Raw genomic sequence first — 21189 nt, forward strand, 5'->3', positions numbered from 1 at the left:
AACTCAAGGAGAACCTTGTGGTCTGCTGTTAAATATGGCTCACATTCGCATCCATTGAGGAGAATGGTATCAACTGGTTTGGCTGGTTTCAGTTTGACACAGGTCGGAAAACCTGCTCCACCCATACCAACGATTCCTGCTTCTTTTACAATCTCAATGATCTCATCTGGTGTAAGTTCATCTAAAGGTTTATGAGGCTGTACGGATTCGTGCAGAGTATTCTTTCCGTCTGATTCGATGACAACTGCCATCACTTCACTGCCTCTTGTACCATGCATACGAGGTTCAACAGCTACTACAGTTCCGCTTACGCTGGAATGTACCGGCGCACTGATAAATCCGGCTGCTTCAGCGATCTTCTGGCCGACTTTCACTGTGTCGCCTACCTGAACGATCGGGTTAGCCGGAGCTCCCAGATGCTGTGACATGGAGATCACAACGGTCTTCGGATCCGGGAATCTCTTCAGATCGATATGCTCACTGAATTCCTTGTGTTCTGATGGATGAACACCGCCATAGTATCCGTTCAGTCTGTTATCTCTGATAGATTTGACATAATCATTGATAACCTTGAAATTAACTTTGGAGAAATCACGAACCTGCACCGGCTGATTGAGGAATTCTTCCAGACGGCCCTGTTTTGCCAGTCTCTGGTAGATCTTTTCCCATGCACAGTCCTTGTTCGGATCCACTTCGCATTTTCCGTTCTTTGCTCCGCCGCACTGTCCATTTACAAGACTCTTAGAACAGTCGACGATAGGACAGACGCCTCCGGTAACGTTCAGATAACACTGTGCACATGCATCACAGCTCTTCTTCGTAAGTGCCATGCCATGATGGCCTCTGTAGTTAAGGGTATTGCTTGCGGCAATAACCGGCTTGCCAGCCAGATCCGCAACAGTCTGAATACCAAGACCACAGGAAATTACTACTACATTCTCTGTACCTTCTGGAATCAGATCCTGTAATTTTCTTTCTGTGTGCATCTTATTGCATAAGAAATCAAATTTTGCACTGCCTGTGACGGTTTTTCCCTGCTCCGCAGCAAATTCCAGGAACTCTCCGCAATCTGGTTCGTCAACGGTTTCAAATTCTTTGAAACACTTGTTGCAGGCAATCACAAACAGGTTGTCCCTGCCGTTCAGCACTGATGTGAGTTCATCACTGCTTTTCAGCTTGTACTTAGTATAGTTTTCCAATTGCTCACCTTCCTTATGAAATATTTGAACCTGCATACTTATCTTTTTTATCCTTTCTTTCCCCCTCTGCACTGTTAAGAAAAAAACAATAAAATTTCGATAATTTGGTTCTATAATTACTGTCTATATAAATGTAGCACAAATCATTTATTTTATCCAGCTATTATTGTATATTTTTATCAAAAAGAATGGCTTTTTTTATGAAACAAGGCTTTTTCACTAGAAATTTATCTGTTATTTTTTTATCATTATTGTTATTTTTTTATCATAAGTGATAACTTAGACTTTTTCTATTCATAACCTTATGCTATCAGTAGAACAATTGGGTAGTTTGTAGCTCTTCTGCTGTTTACGGCAGCTTACCTTTTTTTATAGAGAACCAGTTCGGGAGCAGCTCCTTTGGCATCGTATGTGCAGATCATTGATCTCTTTTATCAGCTGTTTCTTGAACGCCTCGAACTGCCCATTATCGCTGAGTTCTTCATATCGTTTCCAGTAATCCAGCTTCGGGAGCAGTTCCTTCATGTATGAGCGCGCCTGTTCTTCTGTGAAATTTTCGCTTACCATATTTCTGACACAGACATCGATCAGTTCGTCCATATCACTGTAGGTATAGGTACCGTCAGCGTAGCACCATTTGCAGTAATCTTCATTCAGGCTGCCATCGCTGTCACGGCCTATGATCGAATCATCTTCAAGCGGCATTCCGCAGCACTGACAGATAAGCTTTCTTGGCTCACCAAGCAGTGTGTTGATCGAAACATCAAATTCCTTGGATAAAAGTTTGAGAGTTTCTGTGTTTGGAACTGTCTCACCGTTTTCCCAGCGAGATACCGCCTGCCTCGTGACCATAACCTTCTCAGCCAGTTCGTCCTGGGATAAGCCTCTTTTTGTGCGCAGTTCTAAAATAACTTTTCTTGTTTCCATTGCATACACCTCCGTTATTGGTGTTTTAATCATAACAGAAAGGTGGGATTGCAATTGGATCGATGCGATTTTAGCTCTATAATGACATGTTTAAAAAATCATATCAGCGAAAGTAACCAGATGAGCCAGCCTGAATTTTTATATGAAATATTTGAGGATTTTATGGACAGCCCGGAAAGCAAAGATTTTTCTTTTGATAATGGGCTTGTCTGCCGGTGGATGACAGGACAGGCGAAGATCAGCCCTAAAATCTCTACTTACTATGTCAAACCAAGTAAGCAGGAAAAACTGGCTGAAACAATACAGCAAAATCTTCTGCCACTGATGACCGACTGCAGCAAGGCAACTTACTATAACCATATTCTCACCCTGTTCTCCCTTTATTCCATTTCACAAGAACAACAGGATATTATGCGTGATCTGTGTTTTCTGCCTCCTGCCGGTATTTCCGCCCGTATCTTTGCTGACTGGCTTGGACAAACTACTTTAAATGACATCAATGACCTGATTGAGACAGGTTTTATACAGGCAAACACCCGGCATACCACTTCCCTGCACCCAATGATTCAGGAAATCGCCCTTTCTGAAACCAGACCTTCCGTCACAACCTGCCACACTTTATTGGATTCTCTTCAAAAAATATGTTTGATGCACGGCACGGAAGTCAACTATTACAAAAAATGTTCCAGACAGCGGAAAATATCATTCACCTGATTGATAAAGATGATATGTCCAAATACCTTCTATTTTTAGAGGATGTCTTCCCATATATGGAGAAATACCACTACCAGAAAGATATGAAAGAAATTATCCGGGAATTGAAACAACTTTTGAAAGGAAATAATCATGGCACCTCTTCTGACCGTGCACTGTTGCTGGATTACCAGGCAACAATGGAAACAAAACCAGAAAAAGCCATCAAGCTGGGAAAAGAAGCACTTGCGCAAATCAAAGAAACCACAGACGGTAATGCCCACCTTGTTTCCAACCTTCATGCCAATCTTGGAGGTCTTTATCGCATAAACGGTCAGACAGAATTTGCAAAAGGACATATGGAAAAGGGTATCTTGCTACTGGAACAGTATAAGCTGCTTTACACCAATGACAGTATCCCGCAGATCAACAATTACGCCGCCTGATTACAGCAAATATCTCACAGGCTAAAACCCATTTCAAAAAGGCTATAAAAATCTATGAGGATGTCTGGGCAGATGAGCCGGAATTGATCGAAGAAAAATATCAGGAAATTCAGGAATTGTACCCACAGATTAGTATCGCACTGGCCAAAGGTATCTTGGCTTCAATAAATAAACAGGAATAAATTTACGGCGGACATCATTATCCGCCGTTGACTATTCTCAGCCTTTTTCCCACTTTTGGGAAAAAGATTTCATTTATGATTCTTTTGCCTTGCAAAAATAAAAAGCATGATTAATAAAGTAACCGGGAACAAAAGTCCAACCCCCATACCCGCACGAATATTGTCTCCAGCACTTTGTGTAACACGTCCAACAATCCCCGGACCTATGCTTCCACCCAGATCCCCCGCCATAGCAAGCAAAGCAAACATAGCCGTTCCACCTGCCGGAAATCTTTCTGATGAAATACTGATTGTGCCGGGCCACATAATCCCAACAGAAAAGCCACAGATAATACATCCAATCAAACCTGTTATCGGATTCGACGAAACAGAAGCCAGCAGGTAGCATATCACACATAAAATTCCGGATCCGGTCATAAATTTCATCAGATCCATTTTCGCACCATATTTTCCGAAAATCACACGACTGATTCCCATTGTAACAGCAAACATGCAGGGACCGGCCAGATCGCCAATTGTCTTTGACAGCCCCAGGGCAGCCTCTGCATAAGCAGATGCCCATTGTGCCATAGCCAGTTCTGATGCACCGGAGCAGATCATTAAGCATATAGAAAGCCAGAAAAAAGATTTGCGAAACAGTTCCTTTATTCCCATCCCCTGCCCCTCATCTACAAAATGCTCAATCGGGCAGGTTGCAAAATTATAGATATTTATGGCCGGAACAAGTGCCCATAAGACAGCCAGCCATTTCCAGTTGTCCATGCCAAACACTGCAAAAAACAGTGTGGAGATCACAATCGTACCCACTGCTCCCCAACAATAAAAAGAGTGAAGCAGACTCATCGTTGCCTCTTTGTTATCAAATGGACACGCCTCCACGATCGGGCTGCAAAGCACTTCAATCAGACCACTTCCGACTGCATATACAATCACACTCAGGATAATTCCGACAAACGGTTCCGGCAAAAGATCCGGCATAAAAGCCAGACCCACCAATCCTGCTGCGGAACATACCTCAGAAGCAACAATACAGATACGATACCCTATTTTGTCCACAAACTTTGCACAAAACAGGTCTACCAACAACTGTGTAAGGAAAAAGCAGGTAGAAATCAATGCGATTTTTCCAAGTGTAATCTGATAATCATGATGAAATTTTAAAAATAACAATGGTGCAAAATTAGCTGCAATTGCCTGTGTAATAAATCCCATATAACAGGCTCTTTTTGTTTTCTGATAATTTGGCATAGTCATCACTCCTTTTGTTTTCTACAACATATTTTAATCACATTTCCATCCTCACACAGAAAGCATCCTTCATAATTTCCCGATATATAACGAGGCTCATAGTTAACGGTAAATCCTGCCTCTATCAGATCGAGCATTAATTCATTTACTTTATTCGTACTGTCTACATACATAGAAAGACTCTTTCCAGATACAGAATTCTCTATCTTCACCTTTGTTTTCATAAAATATCAAGAATCACCATCCTTATTTTACTTTTATGTAACCATTTGAACATCATGCCCTTTCACCTCATTTCTTATTGAATTATATATTATAATTCTATTGTTTTCATTGAATTATTTCTGATATTTATTGTATAATATCGTAAAGTATGTTTCAAAGAAGGAAATTTCTATGAATATAAATACAACCTATACGAAAATCATTACAGATGAAGATCTGATGGAGGCAGTTTTGCACGGAAGCAATAGCTATCCTTTCCAGTTTTATTATGAAGATCTGTCAGTTTTTGATTTCAACTGTATCGAATGGCACTGGCATACAGAATTGGAATTTATTTTTATTGAATCCGGAACCGTTACTTTATGGATTGGAGAAGACCGATTTAATTTAACCGAAGGAAATGGGATCTTCATTAATACAAAGGTACTCCATCGCCTTTATTCTCCATCAAAAGCCATCATTCCCAATTTCGTATTTATGCCTTCTTTTATTGCCCCTCGCGACAGCCTGATTTATCAGAAATATATTCTTCCGATTATTTCTTCCCCACTGCCATTTCTCATATTTCATAAAGAAATATGCTGGCAGGCAAAGGTTTTATCTGTCATGCGGCAAATTATTTCTGCACAGGATTCCGTTTCAACCAAAGAACTCCTTACCAGTTCTCTCCTTCAGAATCTCTGGCTGGAGATATCTGAAAATACCGACATTTCATACCCGAAAAAACACCAGGAGTATTCCACTGCTTCTCAAGCCCGTTTACAGCTCATGATGCAATTTATCCACCTGAATTACTCACGGAGTATCTCATTGGATGACATTGCAAAACAGGCAATGGTCAGTAAGAGTACCGCTTTGAATCTGTTTCGGAAATATTTACATATAACGCCGGTTAACTATCTCATTAATTACCGTTTAAAACAGGCCGGTCAGTTACTTTCAAAAACCGAGAAAAAAGTCAGTCTCATTTCTTCTGAGACAGGATTTCATAACGTTAACTATTTCTGCAGATTATTCAAAAAACGCTACAAGTTAACCCCAACAGAATACCGGAAACAGAAACACTTTCTGTAAACCCGTTTGCCATATTTCCCGAAAGAAAAGGCACCTCCACGGTTTTATGGAGACGCCTTTTTGATATGATTCATCTTCCTCATAATATTATTACAAATCACGAAGCAGGAGATGGATGGTTGGATAATCATTCAGGTACTCGTCGAGAATCGGCTGCAGGAAATCGGTTACACCGGTACAGGAATAAGCTGCTCCATCACAGAGTTGGATTTTTATCAGATCACCAGTGATTCCGTCATAACAAACGAGCGGATGGTAGCCATTACTCCGATAATGGAAGTTAAATGCCCTGCCTTCCTGTTTGCCATATGCTGCGAGGAGCGTGGAATCCAGATCCAGGATCACTGCCTGAGGCATCTGGATGCTGTAGATCCTTTTTCTAAGTATCTGGCTGATTTCCTGGAACTGTTTTAAAGTGTCTTCATCCATGCGATTAAAGAATCTTGATACTGTTGGCTGAGATGCTAATGCGGATTTTTCAAGTACAGCTTTAAAAACAGGATCCTTGGTCAGTTCATCCGAAACATCATCTTCGAAGTAACCGGCCATGATCATATATATCATCTGGAGAAGGTTATCCCTGTCCGTATGATATCGAAACACTGCAGAATCATTGGTCTTAAATGAACGGTTTAAAAGCCGTTCAATGCCAAGTTTGCTTATGAACTCTTTGATGAGGAGTAAGCCTGCATCGGAGGACAAGTCGCCTCCATCAAAATTTATTTTAATTTGCCTATTGCTTTGAAGTGAAAAGGTGTTTACAATACTCATAAAGGGCTTCTTTGTTGGTATTTATTTTGATTAAATACCTTAATTTTACCACAAATGGATGCTCTTTTTTTATTCACTTAACAAGTGAAAAGCAATATGCAATTAAAATACAGTAACTATGTGGCTTTCAGCCACGATCACGGCTTTGCCGTGAATAATTCAGGCTTATTATACTATTTTTCTTCTGACAGCAATTGTAAAAATTTTATATTTTCATATTTTAGGAAGACTTTGTGCTACGCACAGCTTTCCCGAGGATGTCAAGTCATTGCTACAAAAAATATGCGGCTTTTTTACCACGAAAATGGCTTAAAACCGCATATTTCTGTATAGAGGACGTTATATAATTGTCACAAAGTAGGTGGGGAAGATGTTACGTCATTGCTACAAATTATTTATTTCATATCCTCCGATGATTTTCCTTTATCTTCCAAGTCAATATCAATTTGTACTCCAAGTAATTTACTAGAAGGATCATCATCATTTAATTCCATAATAATATTATCCTGTATAATATTTTTATATTCTTCTTCTCCCATCATTGACTGAAATGATAATAGCGCATCTTCATTAATAGAACATATATATTGAAAATCCGTATTCTGGCAACATTCATTAACGATTCTAAATAATGTCTCTCGCTGTCTAGGATCCATATTTGCAAACATTCTACTATCATGTGCTATAAATTTTATTTTGCTCACTTGGCAATTTAGCAAAAGCCAATCAAAGCAAAACATACGAACTTCGTTTACACCATCCGAAGAATCGTCTTCGATTCTTGCTTCCAAGCTGTACCTCAATGTATTTTCACCTGAATTATTTCTTATAACAAGACCGCTTTTTTTCTTCGGATAAAACCGCTTTGCATATTCCCAAAATTTAGTTCTTAAAGTATCTAAATAAACATTATTTTCTTCCAAGTACAAGTCCGTTGCTTTATCTTGTTCAATCATAGATGCCTTAATATCCAATTTCGTATCACGGTATGCTTTCAAAATTTGTTGATACTCATGTATTCTATTCAATTCATTCCTTAATGCTGATAACTGTTTTGTCAATGCAACATATTCTTCTAATGCACCATGAGAATTCAAATATTCCAACAATTCATCCATTCTTTTTCCAATTTGGACAATCTCTGCATCAATTTCTTTTAATCGCTGTTTTTGTTTTAATAACTCTTTACGAAGTCTAGTATTTCTGGTAGCTAATAATTCTTGATGAAACTTTGATACTTCATCTAAACTCTTTCTAACCATATCTGGGATTTCAACATGAGCAGCCTCATATACTTTAAGCAGCTTTTCTTCTTTTACATCTTCTGTTTCTTTTTCTGAATCTTCTATATTTTTTATATAATTACTCACAAGCACACGTTTATTCTCGAGTTCTTTTTTCTGATAACTTTTCTCATCTGCTTCTACTTCAAGCTCATGATAATTATTAGATACCTTGAATTCAGATATTTCTTTTTCTAACAGATGTATTCGATACTCTAAATCAGCTTCATCTAATTCTGCGTCATTTTTTCCCAAATAATACTGACGAAATAACGGATCTTTTTTTATTGCCTTTTCTGTTGCTGCTGCCGAAAGCTGCCGATCTCTTAATTCCTTTTTATCTACAATCAATTCCGTATCTATTCCTAACAAATAGCAATTATTTAAAATTTTACTATAATCGCTTTCTTTTGGAACAAATGCATCAAATGTAGCATAACTTGAACGATATCTACGTACAAATCTTGAAAATAAAGTTGTCCATGTCATACTTTGTGGTGTATTTGCTAATCCAAAGCATAACTTCAATAATTTGTCATGTAATACTCTTGGTTTTAACTCTTCCCCATTAAATTCTATAGTTCCTTGATTATTTGTGGATCTTTTGCAATAATATTCTTGGTTATCTATTATAAACCGCAAAACAAACTCCCAATCCGGGATTTTTTTTGTAAATGAATCAATTTTATTAGATCCCAAACAAAAATGGATCAGATGTAATGTCAATGATTTACCTACTCCATTATATGTATTTCCATCATTTTCATTATGTGGTGCAACTTGTTTACCAACAATTATATTTATACCATCGTCAAAATAGACTGGATGAAACGTTTCCTTGTTTGCCGTTAAACTAATTAATTTCATAACTAATTTTCCCCCTTTCATCCTTCTTTATTGCTCCAATAATATACAAGTAATCTAACGCCATAATAAACTGATCAAACGAAAATCTTACTGAATATTTACCATTTGAATAAAATTCTTTATAACATTCCCATAATTCATCTACCAACATAGGCTTTTGAAGCTGTTTCAATAAAAAGCCACCAAATCCCCAAAAAGATTCCTCTATAGATAATTGTTTTTTTGGTAAAATCATATTCTCCTCCAATAAAATTATAGTTTGAAATATTATCGTGGCTCCTCAAAAATATCGCAACTCGAAAAATAATACGCCATTAATACTTCGACACACGAAACTGTTCCTGCAGTCTTTTTAGGGCAAGCCCTATCCAAAATATAATAAAATTTACAATCAGCTTCATCATCCTGGGTACTTAATATTTCTTCACCGGCCATTTGATATAATGCATGGAACTTTTCTTGTAATATCTCTCGCGTTCCCGGATTCTCATTAAAATACCGCTCTAATGCTCCTTCTTGATAACTTCCTGTCAACAATTTTGATTTTACTTCTACACTTAGTCCATTAAATGTAATTTTTTCATCAAAATCAGGTACAATCAACTTATCATTTTTTACTTTTGGCAATTCTGTCTTCATTAAATAATCTACAACTTCACCAAGAGTTCCATATTCAATCAATGTAGAGGAAGCACTTGGTATAAATCCAATAAGTTCCTGTACATCATCTTCATCTAACTTTTCAAACTTGTATTGTAAATCTTTAGCTAAAAAGGCTTCAATATCCACTTCGGAAAATTCTTTATTTAATTCCAATATTTTCTTGGTTATTATAGGATCTACGCCCTCATATTTGTCGTTCACAACAAAAAAATAATTTTTTATTTGACAAAGATTATTCCATTTTTCGTACAAGCCTCGAAAGTCTTGTTCTAATTTCTTAGCCGCATCATAAATCGTTTTGTCCTTTGTTATATCTTCCGGCGCAAATACTTGGTAATACGTTCCCGTTTTTTTATTAAACCCATCATTTTTTTGATCACCAATATTTCCATATGCTTTCACTGGTTGAAAATCTTTATCAGCCTTTGTCATAACTGAAACAAAGAAATCTTCAAAAGTCTGGCCTTTACTTTGTAATACTTTTAATTTGAACTGTATTCTTGCAATATATTTATCTTCTTTTTTCAACAGTATAACTCCTTTCTTCAGTTATGCATACATCTGTGTTTAGTATATCACAGTTTACATTGTAATGTTACTCTTTTTTCATTCTTTTTCACACAAAAGCTCAGATTTAACATCAAACAAATTTTTCAAACGCTCAAACGCTCAACTTTATCACTAATCATTGACTTTGTATGCTTTTTATAATATCATAATATCAATCAAACAAAAGAAAGGAATTTGCCATGGCTGATATAAACTGGGAACCATATATTTCCACTCGTGCACACAAGGCATCTCAATCTCTTCCGCAAATTACTATTGCTAAAGATAACGGACGTATTGCTTTAAATTCTGCTGCCTGCGAACTAGTTCCAGATATTTATTCATATAAATTTGCTGAAATTTATTGTGGATCCATTGATGGAAAACTCAAAAAAATTCGTTTGCAATTCACCAACGAAAAAACTTTTAAAAGCATTCCTCTTTCCAGGAAAAAATATAAAGGAAACTATACAAATGGAGCAGTTGTACACTCAAAATCACTAATAAATGATATATTTAATGCTTATCCTAATTTAACTCGCACTTGTCATTTCGGTGTTGAATCTCAAATTATCAATGATAATGTTTGTCTTTCTTTTGATTTTACAGATTCTCTAATAGACTAAATTATTTAAATTCTAAAGCCACTGTTTAACATTAAACCATCTCTGAACAGTGGCTTCAAATTTATCTATATCATTATGATTTCTTTATTTCACTCTTTCCACTCCACCTCCACTCTCCCGTCATCATACACATATATTCCCTGCACATATTCTTCCAGCATTTCTCGTGTCAGCTTCTCATAGCCTAAATACTTCAACATTTGCTCCACCGGAACATTCTTTTTCATCAGGATTTCTTTCTCGTCGTTTATCAACTCATCCAGTTCCTGTACACGTTTCTGCAGTCGTTCTCTTTTTTCTTCCAACTGCTTCTTGGCTTCCATGAACTGTTTCTGGTTCATCTGTCCCTCGTGATACTTCTCATAGTTCTGTCGGTTCTGAATCTTTATCTGCTCCTGACGTTTTTCGCAGTCTGCACTTTCCATCTTATAGGCTTCTATACTGTCCTCATGCTGTTTTCTCATAGATTGCTGCATCTGTTCTTGGCTGATATTCTGACGTAAGTAAGCCTTTATTTCTGCCAGCACGATATACTCCAGCATTTTGTTATCCGCTTTCCCGGCAAAACATCCTGTATCTTCTTTTCCTTTACTGTAAGCACAGCTATAAAGGATATGACCATGAACCGGACTGCTTGAAGTCAAGCTTCTGCGACAATTTCCACACTTCACATAGCCACCTAACAGTGTTGTTTCCCTGTCGAATTTGCTTTTCTTGGTGTATCTGATCTGCAGGGACTGTGCTTTTTCAAAAACTTCTTTTGATACGATCGGCTCATGGTGATTTTCCATCACTTTCCACTGATTTCTCGGCACTGGTACTTCTTTCCCTGTTCCGGGATCTGGAATCTTTGTCTTTCCATAGACCATACAGCCTATATAGGTCTTATCATCCACAATCTTCCGTATCATATCACTCGTCCACTGCAATCCTCTTGATGCAGCTTTCTTGCTGTCTGATTTCTGTCGTCTGCTCATAGACTGCAAGGGAGTCAATACACCCTCTTCATTGAATAACTTACAAATCTCCATCTTGGAATATCGCTGATTGGTCAGTTCAAATACTCTGCGAATCACTTCCGCTTCGTCCTCTACAATCACCAGTTCTTTCTTATTTTCTGGATTGATTCGATACCCATAAGGTGCAGAACCACAACAATACTCACCTTTTCCCCGTCTGGTGCTGACTGCTGCCTTTACCTTTACAGACTGATCTTTCACATAGAAGTCTGCGATCAATCCTTTAAACTGTACTTCGATGTCTGAACTCTTTCCTTTATAATCTTTAGAATCATATCGGTCTGAAATAGAAATAAATCGTACTCCCAGGAATGGAAAAATCTGTTCCAGATAAGTTCCCATCTCAATATAGTTTCTGGCAAAACGTGAAAAATCTTTTACTACGATACACTGCACTTTATTCTCCCTGGCAAGTTCCAGAACCTGCTTAATTGCCGGACGTTCCATACTGGAACCAGAATATCCATCGTCGTAGAACTCCTGAAAGGGCATAGCCACCAGTTCAGGAATATTGGAAATATAATCTTTTACCAGTTTTCTCTGATTAATAATGCTGTTACTTTCTCCCTCTGAGTCATCTTCCATGGAAAGGCGGTAATATCCAATAATCAGTTTCTGATCACTCATGTTCTACCACCCCCTTAAACCCGAAGTTGATTTCCAGTTTGCCATCACCATATAGATACATACTTTCAATCAAGCCTTCTGCAAGTTCCGCATTGATTCTGGTTGTCCCATCCAGCTCCAGCAGGCTTCGTAAAAATCTGGCTTCTTCTTTCTGCTGTTTTTCCAGCTTTCGTATGGTCTGCTCTAAAGACTTCTTTCTCTCTTCGCAGAACTCTTTCCAGCTATTACGGTCATCTTTCATTTCTATATAGGCTTCTTTGGAAAGTTCACCCTCTTTATATTTCATAAATGCCTGTGCCAGTTTTTCTGAACGTCTTTCCATATCTATATTCAGTTTTCTGATCTCAGTTTGAATCTCATTGATTTTGGAAAGAAATACCGCACTGCTTATAGCAGACATATCCTTTTTCCGCAATCCAGATAACTGAAACTGTCTGGTCAGCTCCGAACGGACAATTTTCTGCAATTTCTCTTCGGAAATAGATTTGTGACTACATTTTCTTTCATCCCGATACCAGGCAGCATTGCAAAAGTAATACACATTGCCTCTGTATCTACGTGTACACATTTTCCGCTTACAATCACCACAATAGAATACATTGTAAAATGCTCTTTCATCATCTTCCCACCCTGCAGTAGTTTTTGTTGCTTTCTGTTGTGCTGCTTTTAGCCTGACCTGTGCTTTTTCAAACAGTTCTCGGCTGATAATCGGTTCATGGGCATTTGGCGTAATAATCCACTGGCTCTCGTCCAATATGTCACACCATTTTTCCCCTCTTTGAAATCTGGATTCGTATTTCCTCTGAACCAGATCACCATAATAATTATTTCGGTTCAGCACTGCACGTATCGAAGAATTCCCCCACTGATGAAGGTTCTCTCCATCCTGACAGTACACATGATGATATTGGTTATAATCTGAAATCCGATGTACCCTATCCTCAAACAGCCTGTCAATAATGCTCTGTATGCCATCTCCCGAAGCATATTCTTCAAAAATCCTGCGGACAATCTTTGCAGCTTCCGGTTCCACCATCAACTTATAAATTCCATTTATCTTTTCCACACAATATCCATATGGAGCTGTAGATCCCACATACTCACCATTTTTCTGTGCAATACGTTTCGCTGCCCGTTCTTTTGCGGAAATGTCTTTCGCATAAGCATCATTCACCAGATTCTTGATATTCATGGATAATTCCTGATTCTTGGCATCCGGTGCAAATGAATCATAGTTGTCACATACAGAAATAAACCGCACTTTCATAAAAGGAAGAATCTTTTCCAGATAGTTGCCAGTTTCGATATAATTTCTTCCAAATCGTGAGAAATCCTTTACCAGAATACAGTTTAGTTTACCTGCCCTGACATCATTCATCATCCGTTCAAATCCCGGTCTGTCAAAATTTGTTCCGGTTTTTCCCAAATCAGAATAAATATCATATACAGCAATCTCATACTCTTTGTCCGGATTTTCATTGTGCTTCTGAATGAATTCTTTTATCAGCGTAACCTGTGTTTCAATAGATTCTGACTTTTTTTCATCATTGTCTACGGATAATCTGGCATAAATTGCAGCCATACATACCGGAATACCAGGAATCTTCTTCTCTGTGTTTTTCTTATATCTTTTTGCTGTTCTTGCCATTTATCCCACCTCTTTCCTGTACTCTGTCCTGTGTTCCGCATAAAACCGTCTTATGACTTTCATCTTCTCAATCATATCCTGATAGCGGATGTGAATTTTAATTTGCTTGTTCTCATAAATATAGATTTTATCTACAGTCAGTGCCAGCAATGTGCGATCCAGTTCTTTGATTTCCAGTGATTTCTTCCAGTCCTCCAACTGAACAGTTGCAGACACTCCACCCTCAAACATTTGCTTTACCAGTTTTTTCTGGTTTTCAATCATCTGCTCCAGTTCTTCACATTTTCTTCCGTAACTTTCCCGAAAATCATCGAACTCCTCTTTGCTGATCAATCCCTCTTTCAAGTCATCACCCAAAGATGCTTTCAGGCTGTAATAACGGTTATATTCTTCCTGCAACTTACTAATCTGCGTATCATAACCGATTACCTGATCGTAACTGACTTTCATTTCACAAAGTTCTTCCATAATCATCTGATAGTCTACGAAAAGTGCCGTATATGCCTGAATCTCTTTCAATACAATCCTTTTCAGCACCTCTTCCGGAATACTGTGTCTGGTGCAATCTCCACCTTTATTTTTTGTCTGGCAAATATAAAAGGCTTTTTTCTTTCCCTTATACTGATTTACCCTGCGTATCATCGGTGTATGGCAATCTCCGCAAAATACAAAACCTGAAAAAAAGTTTGCACTGTCCGATGTTTTCGATGCCCTGCCATCATACTGAAGTAGCTTCTGCACCACATCAAAATCATTCTGCCTGATTATTGCCGGATGCGTATTTTCTACTTTCACCCACTCTGATTCTGGCTTATCCAGACGTTGCTTTACCTTATAGCTGATTCGTTCCTGCTTGCCCTGCACCATGTTTCCAATGTAAACCTCGTTGGTCAGAATCCTTTTAATCTGCACTGCCGACCATTTCGGTGTGTCTGAGCTGTGAAATCCAGAATTGTAATTCTCGCCATTTGCCTTTTTATATTCTTTTGGCGACTGCACATGACGTACATTCAGTTTTTCTGCGATTGCTCCAAGACTGAATCCATCAATTTTCCACGAAAATATTTTTCTTACAATATCTGATGCATAAGAATCAATCACCAGACAATTCTTATTCTCTGGATCTTTGCAGTAACCATACGGGGCAAACGCTCCAATAAATTCACCTTTTTCACGTTTGATTTTCTGGTGGCTTCGCACTTTACCTGAAATGTCCCGACAATAACTTTCATTTACGAAATTTTTGATTGGAACTACAAATGACTTTTCTGAAAAATCTGCTGTTTTACTGTCAAACTGGTCTGTAACTGAAATAAAACGCACATTTAAAGCCGGGTAGGTCTTTTCGATCCATCGCCCGGCTTCTATATATTCTCTTCCGAATCTGGATAAGTCTTTTACAATCACGCAGTTTACTTTTCCAGCTTCTATATCAGTTGTCATTCGTTTAAACTCAGGTCGGTCAAAATTTCCTCCTGAGTATCCGTCATCCACATATATATCAAAGATCTGAATATCCGGCTGGCTTTTTACAAAGCTCCGAAGTAACTCTCTCTGATTTGCAATGCTGTTGCTCTCTGACTTCGCATCACCCTCTTCCATATCATCTTTCGATAATCGAAGATACAATGCAGCATCGTATATATCTGGCATATTCATTTGCATCTGTTCCATTTTACATCGCTCCCAACTTACTTATTCCATTGAATGTGAAGTCAGAAACCATGTATCACGTTCATTTTCCCTGACCTCACATTAACATAACATCTGTACCTTTGCAAGACATTTTAATACATCAGCTCCGTCCTTTTTCTCAGATAATCACTGATCGCATCTGTAGCATCCATTTCTCCTGTCATCTCCACGACCACCACATACCCTTCATTCAAGTGAGCATACGGCTGATCGCCGGATTTATCCAGAAAAGTTTCCACTTTTTCAGAAATAGCTTTATCCATATCAGGAATTAAATCTTCAATGTCCTTTAACTGCTCCAGATCAACACTGGAATCTATTACTGACTGATTCCCCATGATGCTCACCTCTTTTCCAACATATTCTTTGTATCAGTTGTCCTATACCTGCAATTTTCTCAACCGCATCACCTTACCTTTCGCATTTGTTCTCAAAATTTATCTATGACTATGGCATTGCGTATTCTGTTCGGCGTGTTGGCTTCCATTCGTATAACCTGTTGTCAGCGTTACATCTAACCTCTATCAGAGTATTTCTGAATACTGGCAGCTTCTTCGCAAACTTACCAGTCGTTTCCGGAGTATCTTCGACGCTCGCCTGTAAAATCATTTACAGGGTTATGGCATCTGTGGAATCAGATTATACAGCTCATGTAATTTTCAAGGTACAAAAGAGATTTTTTGAATGCCCTTTCACTTATTACAGCCTAGAAACACCAAAATGTTGTTCTATTCAAAAAAATCCTCTCACTAATAAAGCCTGACAGAAGGATTTTACCAACCTCATTTTGCAATAATTTGCAAAATGTATTTATCCTCATCTGTACATTCGCTTTCATGCGAACCTTTATCGTACTGTCATTTTAATTCGCATTCATGCGAATGTCAAGTGTTTTATTCGCTTCAATGCGAATCTTTCTGTTTACATTCCATGTTTTTGGTAGTAAAATAGATTTATCAAAAAGAAAGTTGGAAATCTGATATGACAATCGGTGATAAAATAAAAAAAATCCGGACATTCCGGAATATGACACAGGCAGAACTTGGTGCTGCCCTCGGTTGGGGCGATAAAGGGGCAAACCGCCTTGCCCAGTACGAAACGAATTACAGGGTTCCCCGTAAGGATCTGGTAACAGAAATGGCTAAGATTCTGGACGTAAATCCACTGGCACTGCATGAGCCTACTACTATGGATGCTTCTGAACTTATGGAAATCCTGTTCTGGATTGATGAATTTAACCCGGCAGCTATCAATCTCTTTCAGTTAGAAACCTATCCGGGTGAAAAATGCAATTCTAATGAGGATACCGCTGTCCGTTATCACGATTCTGATAACTGGCCTGCTCATCCACCTGTTGGTATGTGGTTCAATTATGGGCTTCTCAATGATTTTATGAAAGAATGGATTCTCAGAAAAGAAGAATTGAAATCCGGTAAGATTACCAGAGATGAATATTTTGAGTGGAAAATCAACTGGCCACAGACCTGTGACGGGTGCGGAAAAGTTGAACCCAAGAGACAATGGCGAACATGTTCGTATTAACCCAAATCGGCTCATAATCCTCTACTTTATGTAGTGACTATGAGCCTTATTCATTTAATTTCTTCGACCTTTTAATATTGCACAATGTTTACTCTTCATCCATTTTAATATATTGGCTATAGGTATAATAATTTTCTGTTCCAACAAGTTCCATTAAAAATTCTTTAAAAGTCTGATCTATAGGAATCGTCACAAAGAAAAATAACCGTTTTCTTGGCCTTGAACAACAAACATAAAACAAATTACGATTTCGTTCAAAAGAAATCTGCTTTCCACTCGGAATGGAAGCCTTTCCAGTTATCATAGGTGCATATGTTTCAAACTGGTACATATTCCAGCCCCTACTAATGACAAAAATAACATTGTCATATTCTTCTCCTTTGACTCCATGTTCTGTGGAAAATAACGCTTCAGGATATAAAAATTCTATTGCTGAAATGAATTGCGTATAATCCAACTCCAAAAATGCTTGAATTGACGTATTCGATGAATATATTGTTCCCGGTGCATTATGATACAAATGATACCATCCATCCAATTTAGGTGGAAAAGGAATTAATTTTGTTTCATTTATAACCTCAATAACATCAATTGCTCTTTTCTCTCTTGCTTCTCGTAATTTCTCTTGAAAAATTTTCCACTTCTCTTTCTCCGATTTTTTAGTAATAGGATATCTCTTAATTCCTAGAGTATCAAAAAGCAACTGCATATTTAACGTTTCTAATGCATGGTAGATTGGTTCAACGGTATCCATAAAAAACAAAAGAAAGGGATCTTCCTTGTCACGTAAACCATCGTTAATGATACTTAAAAGTCGTTCATATCCCTGTTGTGCAGCCAATACTTTATGTGTAATCATTAAAATTTTTAATGTATCAGTATCCGCTGTATTTTGTTTTATTTCTTCGGAGATTTTATTTAAACGTATTTTTAACTCTTCTGGAGGCAATTCGCCTTGAAAATTACGATCAGTACGACGTTCTCCATCATAATCCTCACATGTGATTACAACTACTTCCCCTTGAAAGTTATCTATTGCAGATGTTTGTGGCAAATCTGGCCGTATATCATTCAGAAGTTGAACAATTCTTGGCGAAGATCTAAAATTTGCACCTTTTTTTATCACTTCCAAATTTTTATGTTCTATAATCCCACAAGCTTTATTTGACTGATAAATTGTTTGCCACGCATCTCCAAAAAAAGCAAATTGTGGAGATTTCTTTTCTGCAATAAAATATTTAACAAAGCGTTCGATGATTGGTTTATAGGAGTCTTGATATTCATCAATCAAAATCAAAGGATATTTATCAGAAAATACACGTCGAAATTTTGCATTATCCAAGAGTTTGCAAAACAGCTTAAGGACATCATCATGATAAAGGTACTGAACTCCATTTTCCTTATACCGGTGCCCTAAAGTATATGTAACTTCATTAATCTTAAAAAAATCACCTTCATCTGCTAAAAAATCAGGTTCTGTTGTTACAACATCCACAAGATAACTTTGATATTGTTTGATTGCATTCCAAGCAAACGAATGAATTGTAGATGGAATAATAAATGAATCTTTTGATAATCTTTCTGTGATTACCTCTACAGCAGCGTTCGTATATGTAATACAAGCTACATTTTGCTTTTTTCGGCTATATTTAAACCACATATTTTCTTGTATCCATTCAATGACTCTATTAAGCGAATAAGTCTTTCCCGAACCAGCACCTGCTTCAACTCGAAAACTATGCCCCTCTCGTAATGCTTCAATAATTTGCTCGTCTACTTTATCAGCCTCAGCTTTTGCTAATTCATAATTTGCACCATGATAATTTTCACACATACTCCATCATCCTTTTTATTCAAGTACCTTTTGGTTATTAAGCCATATTAATCCAGATTTAATGTATTCCGGAATGTTATAATCAGTACACTCATAAATGAGTTTAAGTGCAAAATCTGTTTTACATTTTCCAGAGAACTCAAGATCACCTTCAGTCGGGCTATCACTTAATCCATAATGTGAACGATTGACATTCCGAATAGCTTCTTCTAAAGAATGTCCACATAATTCATTCTCTTTTGTTTGGAATTCAATATGACATTTTCCTCTGGTTTTATCGTCAGAAGACATTGATATTATATCTGCCAAATTAATTTTGGTTTTATCATCATGTGACAACCCTTTATTCTTTCGAATCCACCATTTTAAAGTTTCGTTAGATGTCGTTTCACCACACGAAACCGGAACAGATCTATAATATATTTGTCCATTTTTACCTTCTTGCCCCAATACAGAATCTACATCCGTAAGTATAAGACACGGAATACCTAAAAACTCAATAAATGGAATAAACTTATAAGCATACGCACCACCGATTTCAATTAAAGTATAATATTGAGCTGGTAATTTATATTTCTGTGAACTAAAATCTCCTGACTTATCGCACTTATCTATCATATCAGGTATTAATAACCGTTCTGTTGCTCCTTCAACCAAAATTGCTTTATCCGCAAAAAACAAATCACATTTGGTTAATGTAAGATATTTCCTAATAAAATCACTATTATCTGGATTCTCCTGTGCAAATGAATTTAAATTTCTATAAATAACGCCTTCTTTTGTTTTTTGTGCATATCGAATTTTTGAGAAAGCCATAGTATTAGCAACATGAGCAGAATGTGAAGTTAAAAGAGTCTGAATTCCTACAGAAGTAATTTTTCCAAGGAACGCTTCTAAATATTCCGCAAAAGCATGTTGCATCTGTGGATGCATATGAGATTCCGGTTCCTCAATAAAAAGTAATGGTATACAAGCATTTCCGCACTTTTCTATCTTCTTCGCAAATGCCGCAAGAAGAAACTCCATTTTAATTAGATTTTTATATCCCAATCCATTATATGCACTAGGAAGACATTCATTACTTGTACCTGCGGTGTATGAAAGCTGGGTTTGATTTTTTATCTGATCATCAATACTTAATTGAGTAGTAACTCCTAGTTGAAGTTCTTCTCCATTTGGATACCCAAACCCAACTGAATCATTTACAAGTGAACTTAAAATGCTATCACTTTGTTTCTGAACATTTTTATTTGCGTTCTCTACAATAGCACGCAACTCCTTGACTTTTTCTGCAACATTTGGATCCAGTTCTTCTTCATTCATTTCAAAAAATTCTGAAATAAGCGAAGAAAGAGAACTATTCTGTGTTCCGTCCTCTCCAAGGAGACGTTCTGCCGGAATAATATGAAATGGGAAAAGTTCTTCCAATTCTTTATGTTTCTTTATCTGTGTTTCCTTTGGATTTTTAGGATTCACTGCATAAATTACTAATTCAAAAAGTTTTGAAAAATTAGTACTGATAACATCCCGGGCCTCATCTGATGGTGCAAAAACACCATTTTGGTAATAGCTTTCTTCCAAAGTTTTCCATAACACTTTTTCATCTGGCTTTAAGCGAAATTCCACACGAATTAATGCAGTGGTAGTATCTATATCCACATCTATAATAAAAGGCGACAGTGCCCCTAAATTATCCTCTGAATCTTCTAAAGAATAATCTACAAGGAACTCTATAGATATTGGTTCTAATTGCTCGCATAACGATTCAAAAGAAATTTCTTTTGACATAAATGAAGCTATTATTTCATACAATGTTTTTCTTTTAACCAACGGATAGTCATCAAAGGAAAATGGACGTCCATTCAATACATTTTCTATACATGCCAAACATGATGTCTTAGCTGTATTATTTCGACCAACAATTAACGTAGTCTTAGCATCAACTTCTAATTCAGCATCTATAAGCAATCTGTAGTTTTTAATTTTTATTTTCGATATATACATATTTACATCCTTTCCAATGATACACACCGAATTAATTTGTGTACTATCTTTATCTTAAAATACTTTT

17 protein-coding genes and 1 pseudogene are annotated in these 21189 nt (G+C 37.2%); 5 read left to right on the plus strand and 13 right to left on the minus strand.

Annotated elements, in window-relative coordinates:
• Both DWX28_RS02825 and DWX28_RS02830 read right to left on the minus strand, forming a co-directional pair.
• Positions 1 to 1199, minus strand: a 1199-nt coding sequence (locus tag DWX28_RS02825; RefSeq protein ID WP_199611787.1) for a methylenetetrahydrofolate reductase C-terminal domain-containing protein, incomplete at its 3' end; no start/stop codon positions are given.
• A gap of 369 nt (positions 1200 to 1568) precedes the next feature.
• Positions 1569 to 2126, minus strand: coding sequence for a zinc ribbon domain-containing protein (locus tag DWX28_RS02830; RefSeq protein WP_255420395.1), 558 nt, complete (start codon positions 2124 to 2126; stop codon positions 1569 to 1571).
• A 120-nt stretch (positions 2127 to 2246) separates the two neighbouring features.
• Between DWX28_RS02830 and DWX28_RS19785 the strand changes: the two genes are divergently transcribed.
• Together DWX28_RS19785 and DWX28_RS19790 are read left to right on the plus strand one after the other, a co-directional pair.
• On the plus strand, positions 2247 to 2840 hold the full coding sequence (locus DWX28_RS19785) for a hypothetical protein (RefSeq protein WP_243002306.1): 594 nt from the start codon (positions 2247 to 2249) through the stop codon (positions 2838 to 2840).
• Positions 2841 to 2896: 56 nt separating this feature from the next.
• Entirely contained in the window at positions 2897 to 3265 is a 369-nt protein-coding gene (locus DWX28_RS19790) for a hypothetical protein (protein WP_243002308.1), read from the plus strand.
• A gap of 251 nt (positions 3266 to 3516) precedes the next feature.
• Here DWX28_RS19790 and DWX28_RS02840 read toward each other — a convergent pair whose 3' ends face one another.
• The gene (locus DWX28_RS02840) at positions 3517 to 4695 is read right to left on the minus strand and encodes an MFS transporter (RefSeq protein WP_118251766.1); all 1179 of its coding nucleotides are present in this window, start codon (positions 4693 to 4695) and stop codon (positions 3517 to 3519) included.
• 444 nt (positions 4696 to 5139) lie between these two features.
• Between DWX28_RS02840 and DWX28_RS02850 the strand changes: the two genes are divergently transcribed.
• A complete protein-coding gene (locus tag DWX28_RS02850; protein WP_330417593.1) occupies positions 5140 to 5994 on the plus strand; it encodes an AraC family transcriptional regulator in 855 nt (284 codons plus the stop codon).
• Positions 5995 to 6093: 99 nt separating this feature from the next.
• Here the strand turns inward: DWX28_RS02850 and DWX28_RS02855 are convergent.
• From DWX28_RS02855 to DWX28_RS02870, 4 genes and pseudogenes are all read right to left on the minus strand, one after another.
• Positions 6094 to 6765 (minus strand): annotated as a pseudogene (locus DWX28_RS02855) (transposase); the annotation flags it as partial.
• A gap of 395 nt (positions 6766 to 7160) precedes the next feature.
• A complete protein-coding gene (locus tag DWX28_RS02860; RefSeq protein WP_118251778.1) occupies positions 7161 to 8915 on the minus strand; it encodes a DUF2326 domain-containing protein in 1755 nt (584 codons plus the stop codon).
• Positions 8902 to 9150 carry an ABC-three component system middle component 6 gene (locus tag DWX28_RS02865; RefSeq protein WP_118251780.1) on the minus strand — a complete coding sequence of 83 codons (249 nt, stop codon included), beginning with the start codon at positions 9148 to 9150 and terminating at the stop codon, positions 8902 to 8904. The genes DWX28_RS02860 and DWX28_RS02865 overlap by 14 nt, the downstream gene beginning before the upstream one ends.
• A gap of 32 nt (positions 9151 to 9182) precedes the next feature.
• Entirely contained in the window at positions 9183 to 10106 is a 924-nt protein-coding gene (locus DWX28_RS02870; RefSeq protein WP_118251783.1) for an ABC-three component system protein, read from the minus strand.
• A 221-nt stretch (positions 10107 to 10327) separates the two neighbouring features.
• Here DWX28_RS02870 and DWX28_RS02875 point away from each other — a divergent pair, with 221 nt between their 5' ends.
• Positions 10328 to 10753 carry a hypothetical protein gene (locus DWX28_RS02875; RefSeq protein ID WP_118251786.1) on the plus strand — a complete coding sequence of 142 codons (426 nt, stop codon included), beginning with the start codon at positions 10328 to 10330 and terminating at the stop codon, positions 10751 to 10753.
• Between the two features lie 89 nt (positions 10754 to 10842).
• On the opposite strand, the gene DWX28_RS02880 is transcribed toward DWX28_RS02875, so the two are convergent.
• The 4 genes from DWX28_RS02880 to DWX28_RS02895 all read right to left on the minus strand — a co-directional run bounded on the left by DWX28_RS02880 (position 10843) and on the right by DWX28_RS02895 (position 16080).
• On the minus strand, positions 10843 to 12399 hold the full coding sequence (locus DWX28_RS02880; protein ID WP_118251789.1) for a recombinase family protein: 1557 nt from the start codon (positions 12397 to 12399) through the stop codon (positions 10843 to 10845).
• The gene (locus DWX28_RS02885; protein ID WP_118251792.1) at positions 12392 to 14047 is read right to left on the minus strand and encodes a recombinase family protein; all 1656 of its coding nucleotides are present in this window, start codon (positions 14045 to 14047) and stop codon (positions 12392 to 12394) included. The genes DWX28_RS02880 and DWX28_RS02885 overlap by 8 nt, the downstream gene beginning before the upstream one ends.
• A complete protein-coding gene (locus tag DWX28_RS02890; protein ID WP_118251794.1) occupies positions 14048 to 15721 on the minus strand; it encodes a recombinase family protein in 1674 nt (557 codons plus the stop codon). It abuts the gene before it with no gap.
• 113 nt (positions 15722 to 15834) lie between these two features.
• Positions 15835 to 16080 (minus strand): DUF6870 family protein, encoded by a 246-nt coding sequence (locus DWX28_RS02895; RefSeq protein ID WP_118251799.1) that lies wholly within the window; start codon positions 16078 to 16080, stop codon positions 15835 to 15837.
• Positions 16081 to 16723: 643 nt separating this feature from the next.
• On the opposite strand from DWX28_RS02895, the gene DWX28_RS02900 reads away from it, so the two are divergent.
• Positions 16724 to 17284 carry a helix-turn-helix domain-containing protein gene (locus DWX28_RS02900; RefSeq protein WP_118251804.1) on the plus strand — a complete coding sequence of 187 codons (561 nt, stop codon included), beginning with the start codon at positions 16724 to 16726 and terminating at the stop codon, positions 17282 to 17284.
• 88 nt (positions 17285 to 17372) lie between these two features.
• Here DWX28_RS02900 and DWX28_RS02905 read toward each other — a convergent pair whose 3' ends face one another.
• Positions 17373 to 19118, minus strand: a complete 1746-nt coding sequence (locus tag DWX28_RS02905; RefSeq protein WP_118251807.1) for a UvrD-helicase domain-containing protein — start codon at positions 19116 to 19118, stop codon at positions 17373 to 17375.
• 15 nt (positions 19119 to 19133) lie between these two features.
• The gene (locus DWX28_RS02910; RefSeq protein ID WP_118251808.1) at positions 19134 to 21122 is read right to left on the minus strand and encodes an ATP-dependent nuclease; all 1989 of its coding nucleotides are present in this window, start codon (positions 21120 to 21122) and stop codon (positions 19134 to 19136) included.
• Positions 21123 to 21189 lie beyond the last annotated feature (67 nt).

It is taken from the genome of Blautia sp. AF19-10LB (assembly GCF_003461245.1).
GTDB classification, from domain to species: Bacteria; Bacillota; Clostridia; order Lachnospirales; family Lachnospiraceae; genus Blautia_A; species Blautia_A intestinihominis.